The following is a 15598-nucleotide window of genomic DNA, read 5'->3' on the forward strand; positions in this document are numbered from 1 at the left end:
GTGGAGCCGGAAGCGTATCTGCGCCATGTGCTGGCGATTATCGCGGATCATCCCATCAACAAAATCAAAGAGCTCCTGCCGTGGAACCTCACCATCCCTGCTGAATAACTGTCAATACGGCGCTGGGCGTACGCTTACATTGCCAGCACGGTGGTGAAAATGGCGGTCATCACGCTCTCCATCGCCTGGTTCACCAGCTGCTTTACCACCAATATCTGGTCCATTATTACTTCCAGCGTCAGAAAGGAAGCGGTCGGGGCCGCGTCCGGGATCATCAACGGTATCGGCGCGGGCGTTGGCGGAACGACGGCGGGCTTTGTCGTCGAGTTCCTCCACGGCAGCACCGGCTCCTATCTGCCGGGCTTCGTGGTCATCGGCATCGTCGCTATTGTCGGTGGGCTCAGCGTGTATACCTATTGCCGCATCAAAGGCGCGGGATGAGGTTTAACGCGGCGGCCATTGCTTCTTGCATCCGATGAGGGGGCCGGGGGGCGTTCACCCCTGCGGCTGTTCTGGCGCGCCATCACACGCCGGCGCGGTACCGTCCGACCCTTTAGGCGCTGCCCTTGACTGACAGAATTTGAACAGGCACATCGCGCCGGTGACGGCAACGATCATCGGCGGCAGAAAATTCAGCGTCAGGTCGGTGAACTCGAATATCAGCACTATCGCCGTTAGCGGCATCGTCATCGATGTGGCCAAAAATGCCCCGGCGCCAATGACCGCAAAGGCCCCCGGCGCGGTGCCGGGCCACAACAGATTCCAGGCGCCCCCCAGCAGGCAGGCCAACAGCGCGCCGCAGGTCAAACCCGGCGTAAGCAGGCCGCCTTGGGTGCCGGCGCGTAAACTGCCCCAAATGGCCGCGACCTTCAATACCAATAGCGTTGCCGCCGTCGCCATCAGCAGATGATTGCCAAAGCTCAATTGCGCGGGACCTTTGCCGTTGCCCAATAAGGCCGGGAATGTCGCCGCCAGCAAACCGATAAGGGTAAAATTCAACAGGCATAGCTCGGGCAATAAGGCGTTGTGCGGCGCTCTGTCCCTGGCGCTGCGGGTGAGGCGGCTAAAGCCGTAGGCGGCCAGCCCGAACAGCGGACCGGCCAGCAGCGCAGGCGTCACCGCCAGGGCAGGCAGGTGATATTGCGTTTCATTGCCAAGCCCCGCCCAGGCGCCCATCGTCGCGATAGCGCAGCAGGCCAGCGCCGGGATCATCACCGTGAAGCTGAACGCTCCCATCAGCACTTCCAGTACAAATAGCGCGCCGCCCAGCGGGACGTTGTACACCGCCGCCAGCCCGGCGCCGGCGCCGCAGGCCATCAGGATGCGGGTGTCGGCGTCGCCCAGGCCCAAGATGCGCGCTAGACGGCCGGCGCTCATGGCGCCCACTTCACGGGGCACGACCTCGCGGCCCAACGGCGATCCCAGCGCGACGGTGGTGATTTGCAACAGCGCGTGGATGAGCGTTGCCACCACCGGCATTTCCGGCTTTGCACTGGCAAGCGCGCGGGCAATGCTGACCAGCGGGCGCGCGGGGCGATAAAGCAGCCACCAGCCGCCGCCCGCCACCAGACCGCAGAACATCAGCACGCCGGCGCGGCGCAGGGGGGGAGGCGGCGGTGACGCCCTGTAAAAAGCTCTCTTGGCTGATGATGTGCGGCAAGCTATAGCCAAAAAAGAGATGCTGTATAGCATGAAGCAGCATCGCCAGCAGCATACCGCTAATGCCGGCGACAATGTCGGTGAGGATGACCGCCAGAGTCAGAACGAAAAGAGAACGTGAGGGGGATTTTGTCATAATGCGCATCAACTACTGCAGGTTTAAGTTACGGCGAAGCCAGGACGGCGCGGTCCCGTGGAGCTGAATCGTTAAGTTAAATTATCACGAAATGACGGCCGCCACCTGCGGTAAACGGGCGTCGGAGGCTGATGAGGGCGTGTTTTCGCCGTTTATTTACGGATGGTTTAACTTTTTGCCGTCACCTGCCGGGTACCCGCCGGATAGCGGTGCAACGCCACCAAGGCACAATGGCAGGGTCTCATAACCCAGCGCGGGCAGACGTGATTAAGAGGCATAAGCGCTTTGTGAATAAAGATATATATAATAATAATTATCACTACAAATTATATGTACAGAGAATACATGTGTTGAAATTCAAGATGATGATGACGGTTGGCGTGCTGTGCGCCTCGGCCAGCTGCCTGGCGAGCACTTATCCGCTGACGGTCACCGATATGGACGGCCAAACGCTTACGCTGGCGAAAGAACCCCAACATGTCATATTGCAGGATGGCCGCGATATCCTCTCTTTGGCGCTGCTGGATCGGGAAAATCCCTTCCGCCGCGTGGTGGCGTGGAATAATTTACCCAAGAAACAGAACGTCCAGACTTGGGAACTGCTGAAAAAAGCCTGGCCGGCCGCCGGCGATGTAATCGACATGGGATTTAACGATCAGGGACAGGTGAATCTGGAGAGCGTTATTGCCCAGAAACCGGACCTGATGATAGCGCAATTGCGTGCGAAGCCGGCCCTTGAGCAGACCGGCGTTATCAGCAATCTACAACGGCTCGGTATCCCGGTCATGTTTATCGATTATGAACTGCATCCGGCAAAAAACACCGCCGCCAGCATCACGTTATTGAGCAAGGCGTTGAATCAGGAGGCGCGTGCCGGCGAATACACCGCCTTTTATCAGCAACGTTTCGCCAGCATTCAGCAAACCATAAACAGCATTAAAATCAAACCCACGGTATTTATCGAGCCTATTGCCGGCAATAGCGACAACTGCTGTTTTACTCATGGCCATAATGGCTGGGGTGGACTTGTGGAATCTGTCGGCGCTAACAATATAGGTTCCACGCTGTTACCGGGTGCGTCCGGGTTTGTTTCGCTGGAGAAAATCATTGCCATGAAGCCGGACGTCTATATCATGACCGGGCCAAACGGCCGAATAATAATATATTGCCATTTGGGTACGGTGTTAGCCATGAGCAGGTTGGCACGGTATTCAATACGCTTATTCACCGCACCGGATTGAATGCAATCGCGCCTGTCAAGACGGGAGCGGTATACGGGGTCTATCATCACTTTTATAACCATCCATATAATATTATTGGTATGGAATTCCTGGCCAAAGATCTTTATCCACAGGCGTTCACCCGCCTGGATCCCACGGCGGATTATCATCACATCATCACTACCTATACCCACATCCCGGACGCGCCGATTACGCTGAGTTATCAGCCGTAACACCACGGCGTCGCTCTGTCCTGCCCGGCGTCCGAAACAGGCGCTGGCGCCGGACGGTGAACATCGTTGCAAAACCGTGCCGCCTTCGCACGGCGCCGGGTGGCCAGGAAGGACAGCGCCACAGGGACCGGCGGTAAAGTGGGGCGCCGCAGGCTTTTAGCAGCCTGCGGCAGGGAAGGAGGGCGCCGCTGAGGCGCGGCGGTAAAAGGCGCTTCCGAGCTACCACGCCAGGCGGCAGGAGATGACCTCGCCTTAAAGCTGTCGATGGCAAATAAGCGTCAGGCCAGCGTAGCGCATTCGGCGGCAGACTGCACCGCCATGCGGTCAGGCACCCGCGCTAACCCTGGCGGACAAGCCTTTAGCGCGCCCTGATTTCCCCGCTAAGCCAGCGCCTGCTTTTTCGAGCCAGGCCGGGCAATCCGCTTGTTATCACGCCTGCGGCCAACGTTCATCTACGGCTGTGGGCGACGTTCCCCTTCGCCTATGGCCGGAGTTCTCCTACGCCTGTGGTCGACGTTCCTCTACGTTTGTGTCCGACGTTACACTTCGCCTGTGGCCGACGGCCCCCTTCGCCTATGGCTCAAGTTTCCCAATACCGATGGCTCGCGGTTCCCCAACGCCGAGATCCGTTTGCGCGTGCCGAACGCGCCTCCTACGACGCTTGCCCATAAAAGGGGAAAATGAGTGACATTAGCGGAAAAAAGCCAACCGTTTTACCTTTTTGCCGGCGCAACGGCTGCGGAAAAAAAATTAATGGCGGAATAAGACGTCAAGCTTATTGATTTCATTAGAGAGTATTTAAATTATTTCCCTATGCAAAGTCTAAAACAACCGGCGCAGGGTTGAGGGTAAACGATTTCAATTATGACGCTGACGTATCCTATCTTAGCGAAGACTAATTGAAGTCGATACAGCGATGAGAAAAATGTTACATGGCGTGATGAAAGAATATCCGCATATGAGTGGGTAAACACAACTTAAACAAACATTTAAAAATAGCCCTATTCATTGCCGCTCCTAATTTTCATTTAAGGAAATTCAGTTAAGATTCCTCCGGTTTGTAGCGCGGTCATCCATTACAGAACTTTACCGTTCAGCGGCAATACCGTTCACGCCAATTATGTCGCTTGCTGCCGCTCAATCGTGACTCGCCATTTTTAAGGGAAACCGAATAATGTCTGAATTTTTGCCGTTCTCCCGGCCTGCGCTGGGCGAGGCCGAGCTCGCCGCCGTCGGTGAGGTATTGCGGTCGGGCTGGATCACCACCGGGCCGAAATGCGCGCTGCTGGAACAGGCGTTCTGTCAATTGACCGGCAATCACCATGCCATCGCAGTGAGCTCGGCGACCGGCGGTATGCATGTCACGCTCATGGCTCTGGGGCTGCGGCCGGGCGATGAGGTGATTACGCCTTCGCAGACGTGGGTTTCCACCCTGAATATGATCTGCCTGCTCGGCGCTGAACCGGTCATGGTCGATGTCGACCGCGACACGCTGATGGTGACGCCGGCGCTTATCGAAGCGGCGATCACCCCGCGCACCCGCGCCATTGTGCCCGTCCATTACGCCGGCGCGCCGGCGGATATCGACGCCATTCGTGCGCTGGGCACACGCTATGGCATCCCGGTGATTGAGGATGCGGCGCATGCGGCGGGGACTGGCTACAAAGGCCGCCACGTGGGCGCCGCCGGCACCGCCATTTTCTCGTTCCACACCATCAAGAATATGACATGCGCCGAGGGCGGTATGGTGGTCACGGACGACGATGCGCTAGCGCAGCGCATCCGCAGCCTGAAGTTTCACGGTCTGGCGGTGGATGCGTTCGATCGCAACATGCAGGGCCGGGCCCCACAGGCGGAGGTAATGGCGCCGGGTTACAAATACAACCTGGCCGATATCAATGCCGCCATTGCGCTGGTGCAGCTCGATAAACTGCCGCAGCACAACGCGCGCCGCGCGGCCCTGGCCCAGCGCTATTTGCGCGGACTGGCCGAAACGCCGTTTTCTCCGCTGGCGCTGCCCGCCTGGGAACACCACCACGCTTGGCATCTGTTTATTATCCGCGTCGACGAGCGGCGGTGCGGCATTGATCGCGACGGCCTGATGCAGGCGCTGAAAGAACGCGGCATCGGCACCGGCCTGCATTTCCGCGCCGCCCATACGCAGCGTTATTACCGCGAGCGTTTTCCCGATTTGGTCCTGCCGGACACCGAGTGGAATTCCGCGCGCATGTGTTCGCTGCCGCTTTTTCCCTCCATGAACGATGACGATGTCGAGCGCGTGATTACCGCGCTGCGCGCCATTGCGAAGGTTTGATATGACAACATCCATGAAAATAGACAAAGTTTCGATCGTAATCCCGGTCTATAACGAGCAAGAAAGCCTGCCCGAGCTGATGCGTCGCACGGTGGCGGCCTGCGAGCGGCTCGACGCCGCCTATGAAATTCTGCTGGTGGATGACGGCAGCAGCGACGACTCCGCCGCCGTGCTGACCGCCGCGGCCGAAGCGCCGGGCAGCCATATCGTCGCGGTATTGCTGAACCGCAATTACGGTCAGCACTCCGCCATCATGGCCGGCTTCAGCCACGTGACCGGCGATTTGGTGGTCACCCTCGATGCGGATTTACAGAATCCGCCGGAAGAGATCCCGAGGCTGGTCGAGGTCGCGGCGCAAGGCTACGACGTGGTAGGCACCGTGCGCCAGAACCGGCAGGACAGCTGGTTTCGCAAGCGAGCCTCACGCATGATTAATGCCTTGATTCAGCGCACGACCGGCAAAGCGATGGGCGATTACGGCTGCATGCTGCGCGCCTATCGCCGCCATATTATCGACGCCATGCTGCACTGCCACGAGCGCAGCACCTTTATCCCGATTTTGGCCAATACCTTCGTCCGCAAAACCATCGAAATACCGGTGATGCATTCGGAACGCGAATTCGGTGATTCCAAATACAGTCTGATGAAGCTTGTCAATTTGATGTATGACCTCATCACTTGCCTGACGACCACGCCGCTGCGAATGCTGAGCGTTATCGGCAGCATTATCGCCCTGCTGGGGTTCGCATTTTCCCTGCTGCTCATCATGCTGCGCCTGTTTCTCGGCTCCCATTGGGCGGCCGAAGGCGTCTTTATGCTGTTCGCGGTGCTGTTCATTTTTATCGGCGCGCAATTCATCGGCATGGGGCTACTGGGAGAATACATCGGCCGTATCTATAACGATGTGCGCGCCCGTCCCCGTTATTTTGTCCAGCGTGTGGTCAGTCAAAATCCACTCTCGTCTCAACAGGAAACACAATGAAAGCTGTCATTTTTGCTTATCATGATATGGGCTGCGTGGGTGTCACCGCCCTGATTAAAGCAGGCTTTACTATCGAGGCCATCATCACCCATCCTGATGCCCCCGCGGAAAAACCCTTTTTTGGTTCGGTGGCGCGCATCGCCGCGGAACACGGTATTCCGGTGTTTGCACCGGCTGACGTTAACCATCCGCTGTGGGTAGCGCGAATCAAAGCGCTGGCACCGGACGTGATATTTTCGTTTTACTATCGCCAGTTGCTTTGCCAGGAGATCCTGAGCCTGCCGACGGTGGGCGCATTCAATCTGCACGGTTCGCTGCTGCCGCGCTATCGCGGCTGCTCGCCGCTAAATTGGGTGCTGGTCAACGGCGAAGAGGAAACCGGCGTAACCCTGCATCGTATGACGGCGCGGGCCGATGCGGGCAATATCCTGGCGCAGCGCAGCGTGGCGATTACGCCTCAGGATGATGCGCTGTCGCTGCACCGCAAACTGTGCGAGGCGGCGACTACTGTGCTGGAGAGCGTTTTGCCGGCCATCCGTGAGCAACGGTTTAGCGAAACGCCCCAGGACGATAGCGCCGCCAGCTATGTGGGCCGCCGCACGCCGGAAGACAGCCGCCTGGACTGGTGTCAGCCCGCCGCGACCCTCGCCAATCTGGTGCGCGCCGTGACCGATCCCTGGCCGGGCGCCTTCAGCTATGCCGGCGGAGAAAAATTTATTGTCTGGAAGGCGCAAGTGCGTCCGAACAGCGACGCCGCACAGCCCGGCACCGTTTTGTCCGTCGACCCGCTGGTCATCGCCTGTGGCAGCGATGCGCTGGAGATTCAAACCGGCCAGAGCCAGCAAGGGGTGTATATGCAGGGTGGCCAGTTGGCCCAGGCGTTGGGGCTGGTCAATGGCGCCCTGCTGAATCCGCGCCCGCTGGTCAGTCATAAGCTCCGCACCCGCGTGCTTATCCTGGGCGTGAACGGCTTCATCGGCAACCATTTGACCGAACGTCTGCTGCGCGACGGCAATTATGAAATTTACGGTTTGGATATCGGTACCGATGCGATAAGCCGCTTTATGGTGAACCCGCTGTTTCATTTCGTCGAGGGCGATATCAGCATCCATTCGGAGTGGATCGAATATCACATCAAAAAATGCGATGTCGTTCTGCCGCTGGTGGCGATCGCCACGCCTATAGAATATACGCGCAATCCGCTGCGGGTGTTTGAACTCGACTTCGAGGAAAACCTGAAAATAATCCGTCATTGCGTCAAATACCAAAAACGCATTATTTTCCCGTCGACATCCGAAGTTTACGGTATGTGTACCGACCCGGTGTTCGACGAAGACGATTCCAGCTTAATTGTGGGGCCTATCAATAAGCAACGCTGGATTTATTCGGTATCGAAACAGCTGCTGGACCGCGTCCTGTGGGCGTATGGTGAAAAAGAAGGGCTGCGTTTCACGCTATTCCGCCCCTTCAACTGGATGGGGCCGCGGCTGGATAATCTGAATGCGGCGCGTATCGGCAGCTCGCGCGCCATTACTCAATTGATCCTGAATCTGGTGGAGGGGTCGCCGATCAAATTAGTGGACGGCGGCGCGCAGAAACGGTGCTTTACCGATATCAGCGACGGTATCGAGGTGCTGTTCCGCATCATTGAGAACAAAGACCAGAATTGCGACGGTCAGATAATTAATATCGGCAATCCGGAAAACGAAGCCAGTATCCGGCAGTTGGCGGAGTTGCTGCTGGCAAGTTTCGAGCGCCATCCGCTGCGCCAGCATTTCCCTCCGTTCGCCGGTTTCCGCGATGTGGAAAGCAGCAGCTATTACGGCAAAGGCTATCAGGATGTCGAGCACCGTAAGCCGAGCATTCGTAACGCCAAACGCCTCCTGGACTGGGCGCCTTCTGTGCCCATGGCGCAAACCATCGACGAAACGCTGGACTTTTTCCTGCAAACCGTCGATTTGCCGGACGCGACGCAATGAAAAACGTCGGCTTGCGTATTGATGTCGATACCTGGCGCGGTACCCGCGACGGCGTGCCGCGCCTGTTGGAGATGCTAGTGTCGCAGCAGATCCAGGCGACGTTCTTTTTCAGCGTTGGGCCGGATAATATGGGGCGCCATTTGTTGCGCCTGGCAAAACCGCAATTTTTGGTGAAGATGCTGCGCTCGCGCGCCGTTTCGCTCTACGGCTGGGATATCCTGCTGGCCGGCACCGCCTGGCCCGGCAGGAACATCGGCCAGGGGCTGGCCGCGCCGATCCGCGCCGCGGCGGCCGACCATGAAGTCGGGCTGCACGCCTGGGATCATTTTGCCTGGCAGACCTGGGCCGGAGTGTGGAATGAAGGTCAATTGACCGAGCAGATTCGCCTGGCGCGGGATGTATTGACCGCGATTATCGACCGGCCGGTAACCTGTTCGGCGGTAGCGGGCTGGCGCGCGGACGATCGCGTGGTGCAGGCCAAACAGCCCTTTGGCTTTCGTTACAATAGCGACTGTCGCGGCACTGGCCCATTTCGGCCGCTGCTGCCGAACGGCACTTTCGGCGCGGTACAAATTCCGGTAACGCAGCCCACGTTTGACGAGGCCATCGGCCAGACCACGACCCGCGCAGGCTACAACCGTTTCATTCTCGATAGCATCAAAGCGGATGGCGGGACTCCGGTTTACACCATTCATGCCGAGGCGGAGGGCATTGCGCTCAGCGGCATGTTTCGGGAATTGTTGTCGATGGCGGCGGCGGAAGGGATCCGCTTTTGTCCATTGCAGGAGCTCATCCCTCAGGACGTCGCCGCCCTTCCGGTCGGTCGGGTGGTGCGCGGCGTTCTGCCGGGACGGGAGGGTTGGGTCGGATGTCAGCGCTTGTTAAAGTGAGTCGAGAATGAAAGCCACCAAAGCCGGTATCGGGCTGTTGCTCGTCATCGCCCTGTATTATCTGCTGCCGCTGGCGTTTCGTAGCCTGTGGCAGCCGGATGAAACACGCTACGCCGAGATAAGCCGCGAGATGCTGGCGAGCGGCGATTGGGTCGTTCCCCATTTCCTGGGCCTGCGTTATTTTGAGAAACCGGCCGTCGGTTATTGGATCAATAATCTCAGCCAGTGGGCATTTGGCCACACCAATTTCGCCGTGCATTTCGGTTCCACGTTTTCCATTGCCCTGACGGCGCTCATGGTGTACTGGCTGGCACGGCGTTTATGGCAGGATCATCGCCTGGGGCTGACGGCGGCGGCGATTTTCAGTTCCTGCCTGCTGGTCTATAGCATCGGAACCTATGCGGTGCTCGACCCGATGATCGCATTATGGCTGGCGGCCGCCATGTGCGCTTTCTGGCAGGCGGCGCAGGCGCCCCGCGGTTGGCGTAAAGGCTTGGGCTATCTGGCGGTGGGGGTTGCCTGCGGGCTGGGGTTCATGACCAAAGGCTTCCTGGCGCTGGCGGTGCCGGTGCTCGGCGTACTGCCGTGGGTCATCGCACAAAAACGTTGGAAAGAGGTGTTATCTTACGGGCCGCTGGCGTTACTCGGCGCCGTGGCGACAAGTTTGCCCTGGGTTATCGCCATCGCACGTCGCGAGCCGGATTTCTGGCATTATTTCATCTGGGTCGAGCATATACAGCGCTTCGCGGAAGATAATGCCCAACATAAAGCCCCTTTCTGGTATTACCTGCCGGTGCTGCTGGCGGGGACGCTGTCCTGGTTGGCGCTGCTGCCCGGCGCGCTGCACAGCGCCTGGCGTGAACGTCAGGCGCAGAGCGGGGCGTTTTATCTGCTGGGCTGGGTCGTGATGCCGCTGCTGTTTTTCAGCCTGTCGAAAGGCAAACTGCCTACCTATATCCTGCCTTGCTTCGCACCGTTGTCCCTGCTGATGGCGCGCTATGCGACGGCGTGGGGCGGCCGGGCGCTGAAGGTCAACGGGGCGATTAATTTGCTGTTCGGGCTGCTGTGCGTCGTCGCGTTAGCCGGCGTGTTGGCCCCCTGGGGGCTGGCGCGGCATCCGCTTTTCGGCCGCGATGAAGGCGGTAAGGTGCTGCTGGGGGTGCTCGGCTTTCTGATCTGGGCGGCCGTGGGTGGGCTGACCCTGCGTGCGCCGGTGGCGCGCTGGCGCTGGGCGGCGCTGTGTCCGCTGGGGATTGCGCTGTTGGTCGGGCAGGCGATACCGCAGCAGGTGATCGACGCCAAGCAGCCCCAGTCATTCATCCAGACGGTGCGCCCGCAGTTGGAGAATAGCCGCTTTATTCTCGCCGATAGCGTCGGCGTGGCGGCGGGGCTCGCCTGGGAGCTGCAGCGCAGCGATATTGCGTTATTTGAACGCCAGGGAGAGCTGGCCTATGGCTTGAGCTATCCCGACGCCGCAGGCCGTTTTATCCGCGAGGAGGGGTTTTCTGACTGGCTTCGTGAACGCTGTAAAGAAGGTTCGGTTGCGTTGGTGCTGCTGCTTCCCAACGGCGAGTCGCAAATTGACCACCTGCCGCGCGCGGATGAAACTTTCCGACGCAGACGGCTGGTGCTGTTGGCATACCATCAACGCCGGCCATGATTTATTTGCTGATTTTCCTCGTCAGTCTGCTTAGCTGCGCCGGCCAGCTGTGCCAGAAACACGCCGCCAGCGCGGTGCCCGGCGCCAGACGTCTCCGGCATCGGGTGCGCTGGCTGGCGACCAGTCTGCTGCTGCTGGGCGTCGCCATGTTGGTGTGGCTATGGGTATTGCAGCGGGTGCCGGTAGGCATCGCTTACCCGATGTTCAGCCTCAATTTTGTGCTGGTGACCCTGGCCGCCCGTTGGCTGTGGCGAGAGCCCGTGTCATTGAGTCACGGCGCCGGCCTGCTGTTGATAGTGGCGGGGGTGATGGTCATGGGGGTCAATCTGTGATGGGCTATGGTTGGGGGTTGTTCAGCGTGGTATTGGTCAGCACCGCGCAGCTGCTGATGAAATGGGCGATGATGCATCTGCCGCCGCTTGGCGCTCCCCGACTGTGGCTGGACCCGAGCAATGCGGCGGCTATTGTGCTGCTGGTGGGCGGCCTACTGGCCTATGCCTGTTCCATGGGGTGCTGGTTCATGGCGCTGCGCCGCTTGCCGCTGAATAAAGCCTATCCGCTGCTCAGCCTCAGTTATGTCCTGGTGGCCGCTTGTGCGCTGATGATCACCGAATTTCATGAGCGGTTTACGCTATCGCGCCTGATAGGTGTGGCGTTGATTTGCGGCGGCCTGCTGCTGATTTGCCTACCCGCGGGGAAGAAGGGCGGCGGCCGGGGTAAGCACGACACGCAACGCCGCTAGCCTCTGTGGCTGTCGGGGCAAAACCAGCACGCAGCGACGCTCGTGGCGGCGGGCGGTACAAGGGGGGACGCCGCGCTTTCGCGATTGCTCGCCGCGCGGCGCAGGGCAGGGCAGGGCCTGGCGCCCGAAGCGCCCGCCACAACGACGTACAACGATGCGCGATATTCCCCTGCATTGTTCAACTAGGGACAGAGGCTATGACAACTTTCACGCCGGCTTTGGAACAGCTTAACGTTTATTTGTTTCAATTAATCAATGCGCCCGCCGCCGTCAGCGCCGGCATGCTGCGGGTGGGAACATTTTTCGCCAGCGACGCCGTGGCGTTGTTTCCACTGGTGTTGCTATTCAATTGGTTTTGGCGCGGCGAGGCGCAAAAAAAAGGCCGTGCTCTACGCGCTGTTTAGCATGCTATTGGCGCTGGCCCTTAATATCGCAATAGGTATGGTTTGGCAACATCCGCGGCCGTTTATGATCCCTCTCGGGCAGAATTTCCTCTATCACGCGGCCAATAATTCCTTCCCAAGCGATCATATGTCGCTGGCCTGCGCCATCAGCTTTAGCCTAATAGGCGGCGGCAGGGGCTAGCCCTGTTCGTGGTTAGCGTGCTGGTCGCCTGGGCTAGGGTGTATATGGGCGTTCATTTCCCGCTCGATATGGCGGCGTCGCTGGGCGTTGCGCTGGTGAGCGCGGGGTTAAGTTTGCGGAGCGTAACGTCGGTGAACGCCGTTTATGCCTATGTTTATCCCCGCTATCATGCTCTGTTCGCCGCCGGTATACGAAAAGGGGTGATCAAATAATCGACCGGCCGCGTTCTTCGCGCGCTGCTTGCCTTTGCCGCGAGGCGGCCTGCGGGTTAGGGGGATGCCGCGAAACTCGCCCGACGCGAGACGCGCCTGCCGTTCGGCATCCTGTCGCCGCTGGCGCCGATGAAAATCGCTGCTGCGTGCGTCAAGTCCGGTGAATGTCACCTCGGCGCCCTGCGCCTGATATTTGGTGACAATGGCGTCCAGCGCGGCCACGCTGGAGGCGTCCCAGATTTGCGAATGGGTCAAATCAATAATCACCGTCGCCGGATCCTGGCCATACGCGAATCGCTCAATGAGATCATTGCTGCTGCCAAAAAAGAGCGGGCCGCGCACCCGATAGCACACCTGACTGCCGTCGGCGGCCAATTCCCGCTCGGCATTAATCACATGCGCCACGCGGCGGGCAAACAGCATGATCGCCAGCACGACCCCGCCCATTACGCCTACCGCCAGATTGCCGGTCCAGACCGTTGCCGCGACGGTCACGCTCATCACGAGCGTTTCCGAAAAGGGCATTTTGCGCAGCGTGCCCGGGTTGACGCTGTGCCAGTTGACGGTTTTGACCGCTACAATCATCATCACCGTCGCCAGTACCACCATCGGAATACGCGCCACCACGCTGCTTAACGCGGTCACCAGCAACAGCAACATCAGCGCCGCAGCGAAGGTGGAGAAACGGGTGCGCGCTTGTCCTAGTTGTACGTTGAGTAAGCGCCCCGTGGAGGACGTCTTGAATTATTGGTGGGTTTGTTGTATGAGACAGTAAACCTACGTTACACGCTTATGCTCATTGTATTTTCACATTGTATTGATTTTAATAACTTTTATTTCCATCCCGGTTTGAGTGATATGAAATTAGTGATTCTGAAGTTTGTGATAGTGTCCATTAATATTTAAGTGGACACTATCATCGCCGGATTATCCATGATCTGACAGCCGTCCCTTATAGGATGCGGGTTCACTAGGCATCGTAGTGGAACATATTCTTACCGGGCCATACAACAAACCCACCAATAATTCAAGACGTCCTCCATGGGGCGCTTACATATTTAGAGCCATGACCGCCGGTTTGGCCTCCAACACTTTGCGCAGTTGTGCCAGGCTCTGTACCCGTTCGCGGTTCAGGCCGATGATTACATCGCCTTTTTGCAGGCCGATCGCGGCTGCGGGGGAATCTTTCACGACATCCTCCACCTGAACACCCTTGGTGCCGTCTTTCAACTGACCGTTGCTAAGAGAAGCCCCCTGCAGCGCCGGGGTGAGGATCTCTTCGCTGGAGGTGGCGGACGCGCTGTCATCCAGGACCACCGACGCCGTTTGCGGCTTGCCGTTGCGCAGCAAGCCGAGTTTGACGGTTTTACCGGGGGCGGTCGTGCCGACTTTCACTCGCAATTCGGCGAAACTCTGGATCGGCTTGTCTTCCACCGAGATGATGATATCGCCAGCTTTGATACTGGCCTTGGCCGCGGCGGAATTCGGCAACACTTCGCTGACGAACGCGCCGCGCTGGGCGTCGATATTAAACGCTTTGGCGATATCGGCGGTCAGCTTGGTGCCCTTAATACCCAACTGGCCGCGTTTGACTTCGCCATATTCAATCAGTTGCTGACTCAGGTTTTTGACGATGTTGCTGGGGATGGCGAAACCGATGCCGATATTGCCGCCCCCCGGCGCCAGAATGGCGGTATTGATGCCGATAAGCTCACCGTTGAGGTTAACCAGCGCGCCGCCGGAATTCCCGCGGTTGATGGAGGCATCGGTCTGAATGAAGTTCTCCAGGCCCTCCAAATTCAGGCCGCTGCGGCCCAGGGCGGATACAATACCGGACGTTGCGGTCTGGCCGAGGCCGAACGGGTTGCCCACCGCGACCGCGAAATCGCCGACCTTAAGGGCGTCGGAGTCGGCCATGGTCACCTCGCTGAGGTTTTTCGGGGAGGGCAACTGCAGCAGCGCCAAATCGGTCTGCTCGTCGTGCCCTACCAGCTTGGCGTCGAATTCGCGACCGTCATTGAGCTGCACTTTGATCTTGTCCGCGCCGTTGACCACATGATTGTTGGTGATCACATAACCCTTTGCGGCGTTGATGATGACCCCTGATCCCAGCCCTTCAAACGGACGCGTTCCGCCGTTGCCGCCCGGGGTGTCGGGGCCGAAGAAGTATTTGAATTCCTTGGGCAGCGTGGGACGCCGGAGGGGCTGGGAGCCTTCAACATGCACGCTAACCACCGCCGGCAGGACTTTGGTCAGCATCGGCGCCTGGCTGGGCATGGACTGCCCCGCCACTTCGGCCGGCAGCGCCGCCCGGGGCGCCGAAAAAGGGAGTAGGCTCAGCCCGATACTGAGCGCCAATGCGCTGAATAGAGGTGTTATTTTCATTGTAACGTTAACTCGCTCGTTTTCGTATCAGATACCCTGGTTCAGGCACCCGGTGACGGTATCATAATCGCCATTATGACCCTGCCGGGCACGGAAAAGTTCAGCCGGGGGGCGCGTCGACGCCGGCAAAACCCGGGCTGGCGGCGCTATTTGCGCAAGCCACGCGTCGTGCGTAGCAAGCCGCTGGCGCTTTCCGGGTAATCCCGCGGCTGCATTTCCGCCGGGATTTGATCGTTGTCCGCTTCGGTCAGACGATAGCGGAACGGATTATCTTCGCGGCACTGGTCCGGCAGCAGGCTATTGGAGCTTTTGGCCATATGCTGATAAAGCTGACGGTAATCGTCGGCCATATTGTCTAACAATTCTGCGCTGCGGGCGAAATGGCTGGTCAGCTCTTCGCGATACTCGTCCAGCTCGGCTTTACTCTTCTCCAGCTCGTGCTGAAGCGTTTGCTGCTGACGCAGTTTACGATTACCGAGCCACCGCATGGCGACCGCACCGATGATAATGCCCACCACCAATCCAATCAGCGCATATTCCCAGGTCATAATGACTCCTATTTTTGACTTCGTTGTCCCGTAGGGTTTAATACACAGTTAGC

The 15598-nt window shown here is 58.8% G+C and carries 14 protein-coding genes and 3 pseudogenes; 13 read left to right on the forward strand and 4 right to left on the reverse strand.

Translation table 11 applies throughout. The annotated features are described in order from the left end of the window. Together ACMX3H_RS02660 and ACMX3H_RS02665 are read left to right on the forward strand one after the other, a co-directional pair. On the forward strand, window positions 1-108 hold a 108-nt coding region (locus tag ACMX3H_RS02660; RefSeq protein ID WP_415209556.1), incomplete at its 5' end, for a transposase domain-containing protein. A gap of 51 nt (window positions 109-159) precedes the next feature. After that, a complete protein-coding gene (locus ACMX3H_RS02665) occupies window positions 160-441 on the forward strand; it encodes a sugar transporter (RefSeq protein ID WP_415209704.1) in 282 nt (93 codons plus the stop codon). Between the two features lie 54 nt (window positions 442-495). Here ACMX3H_RS02665 and ACMX3H_RS02670 read toward each other — a convergent pair. Next, a pseudogene (locus ACMX3H_RS02670) lies at window positions 496-1804 on the reverse strand (chloride channel protein). Window positions 1805-2157: 353 nt separating this feature from the next. Between ACMX3H_RS02670 and ACMX3H_RS02675 the strand changes: the two are divergent. From ACMX3H_RS02675 to ACMX3H_RS02725, 11 genes and pseudogenes are all read left to right on the forward strand, one after another. Next, window positions 2158-3248: pseudogene (locus ACMX3H_RS02675) on the forward strand (ABC transporter substrate-binding protein). A 1174-nt stretch (window positions 3249-4422) separates the two neighbouring features. Next, a complete protein-coding gene (gene arnB, locus ACMX3H_RS02680) occupies window positions 4423-5562 on the forward strand; it encodes a UDP-4-amino-4-deoxy-L-arabinose aminotransferase (protein ID WP_415209705.1) in 1140 nt (379 codons plus the stop codon). Between the two features lies 1 nt (window position 5563). Then, window positions 5564-6544 carry an undecaprenyl-phosphate 4-deoxy-4-formamido-L-arabinose transferase gene (gene arnC / locus ACMX3H_RS02685; protein WP_415209706.1) on the forward strand — a complete coding sequence of 327 codons (981 nt, stop codon included), beginning with the start codon at window positions 5564-5566 and terminating at the stop codon, window positions 6542-6544. Beyond that, a complete protein-coding gene (arnA, locus tag ACMX3H_RS02690) occupies window positions 6541-8523 on the forward strand; it encodes a bifunctional UDP-4-amino-4-deoxy-L-arabinose formyltransferase/UDP-glucuronic acid oxidase ArnA (RefSeq protein WP_415209707.1) in 1983 nt (660 codons plus the stop codon). The genes arnC and arnA overlap by 4 nt, the downstream gene beginning before the upstream one ends. Continuing rightward, the gene (gene arnD, locus ACMX3H_RS02695) at window positions 8520-9413 is read left to right on the forward strand and encodes a 4-deoxy-4-formamido-L-arabinose-phosphoundecaprenol deformylase (RefSeq protein ID WP_415209708.1); all 894 of its coding nucleotides are present in this window, start codon (window positions 8520-8522) and stop codon (window positions 9411-9413) included. The genes arnA and arnD overlap by 4 nt, the downstream gene beginning before the upstream one ends. A 7-nt stretch (window positions 9414-9420) precedes the next feature. Then, entirely contained in the window at window positions 9421-11073 is a 1653-nt protein-coding gene (gene arnT / locus ACMX3H_RS02700; protein WP_415209709.1) for a lipid IV(A) 4-amino-4-deoxy-L-arabinosyltransferase, read from the forward strand. Then, window positions 11070-11405, forward strand: coding sequence for a 4-amino-4-deoxy-L-arabinose-phosphoundecaprenol flippase subunit ArnE (arnE, locus tag ACMX3H_RS02705; protein WP_415209710.1), 336 nt, complete (start codon window positions 11070-11072; stop codon window positions 11403-11405). The genes arnT and arnE overlap by 4 nt, the downstream gene beginning before the upstream one ends. Beyond that, window positions 11405-11815: a 4-amino-4-deoxy-L-arabinose-phosphoundecaprenol flippase subunit ArnF gene (gene arnF / locus ACMX3H_RS02710; RefSeq protein ID WP_415209722.1), complete on the forward strand. Its 411-nt coding sequence runs from the start codon at window positions 11405-11407 to the stop codon at window positions 11813-11815. Before arnE ends, arnF begins: the two co-directional genes overlap by 1 nt. Before the next feature lie 197 nt (window positions 11816-12012). Then, window positions 12013-12219: a hypothetical protein gene (locus ACMX3H_RS02715; protein ID WP_415209711.1), complete on the forward strand. Its 207-nt coding sequence runs from the start codon at window positions 12013-12015 to the stop codon at window positions 12217-12219. Window positions 12220-12256: 37 nt separating this feature from the next. Continuing rightward, window positions 12257-12400 carry a hypothetical protein gene (locus ACMX3H_RS02720; protein ID WP_415209723.1) on the forward strand — a complete coding sequence of 48 codons (144 nt, stop codon included), beginning with the start codon at window positions 12257-12259 and terminating at the stop codon, window positions 12398-12400. A 44-nt stretch (window positions 12401-12444) separates the two neighbouring features. Next, on the forward strand, window positions 12445-12612 hold the full coding sequence (locus ACMX3H_RS02725) for a hypothetical protein (protein WP_415209724.1): 168 nt from the start codon (window positions 12445-12447) through the stop codon (window positions 12610-12612). A 123-nt stretch (window positions 12613-12735) separates the two neighbouring features. Here ACMX3H_RS02725 and ACMX3H_RS02730 read toward each other — a convergent pair. The 3 genes and pseudogenes from ACMX3H_RS02730 to zapG form a co-directional block, all read right to left on the reverse strand. Further along, window positions 12736-13332, reverse strand: a pseudogene (locus tag ACMX3H_RS02730) (STAS domain-containing protein); the annotation flags it as partial. Between the two features lie 330 nt (window positions 13333-13662). Continuing rightward, on the reverse strand, window positions 13663-14997 hold the full coding sequence (gene degQ, locus ACMX3H_RS02735; protein WP_415209712.1) for a serine endoprotease DegQ: 1335 nt from the start codon (window positions 14995-14997) through the stop codon (window positions 13663-13665). 146 nt (window positions 14998-15143) lie between these two features. After that, window positions 15144-15545, reverse strand: coding sequence for a Z-ring associated protein ZapG (gene zapG / locus ACMX3H_RS02740; protein WP_415209713.1), 402 nt, complete (start codon window positions 15543-15545; stop codon window positions 15144-15146). Window positions 15546-15598 lie beyond the last annotated feature (53 nt).

Origin of the sequence: Sodalis sp. (in: enterobacteria), from assembly GCF_047607725.1 — a bacterium.
Classification (GTDB): Bacteria; Pseudomonadota; Gammaproteobacteria; order Enterobacterales; family Enterobacteriaceae; genus JBLKSS01.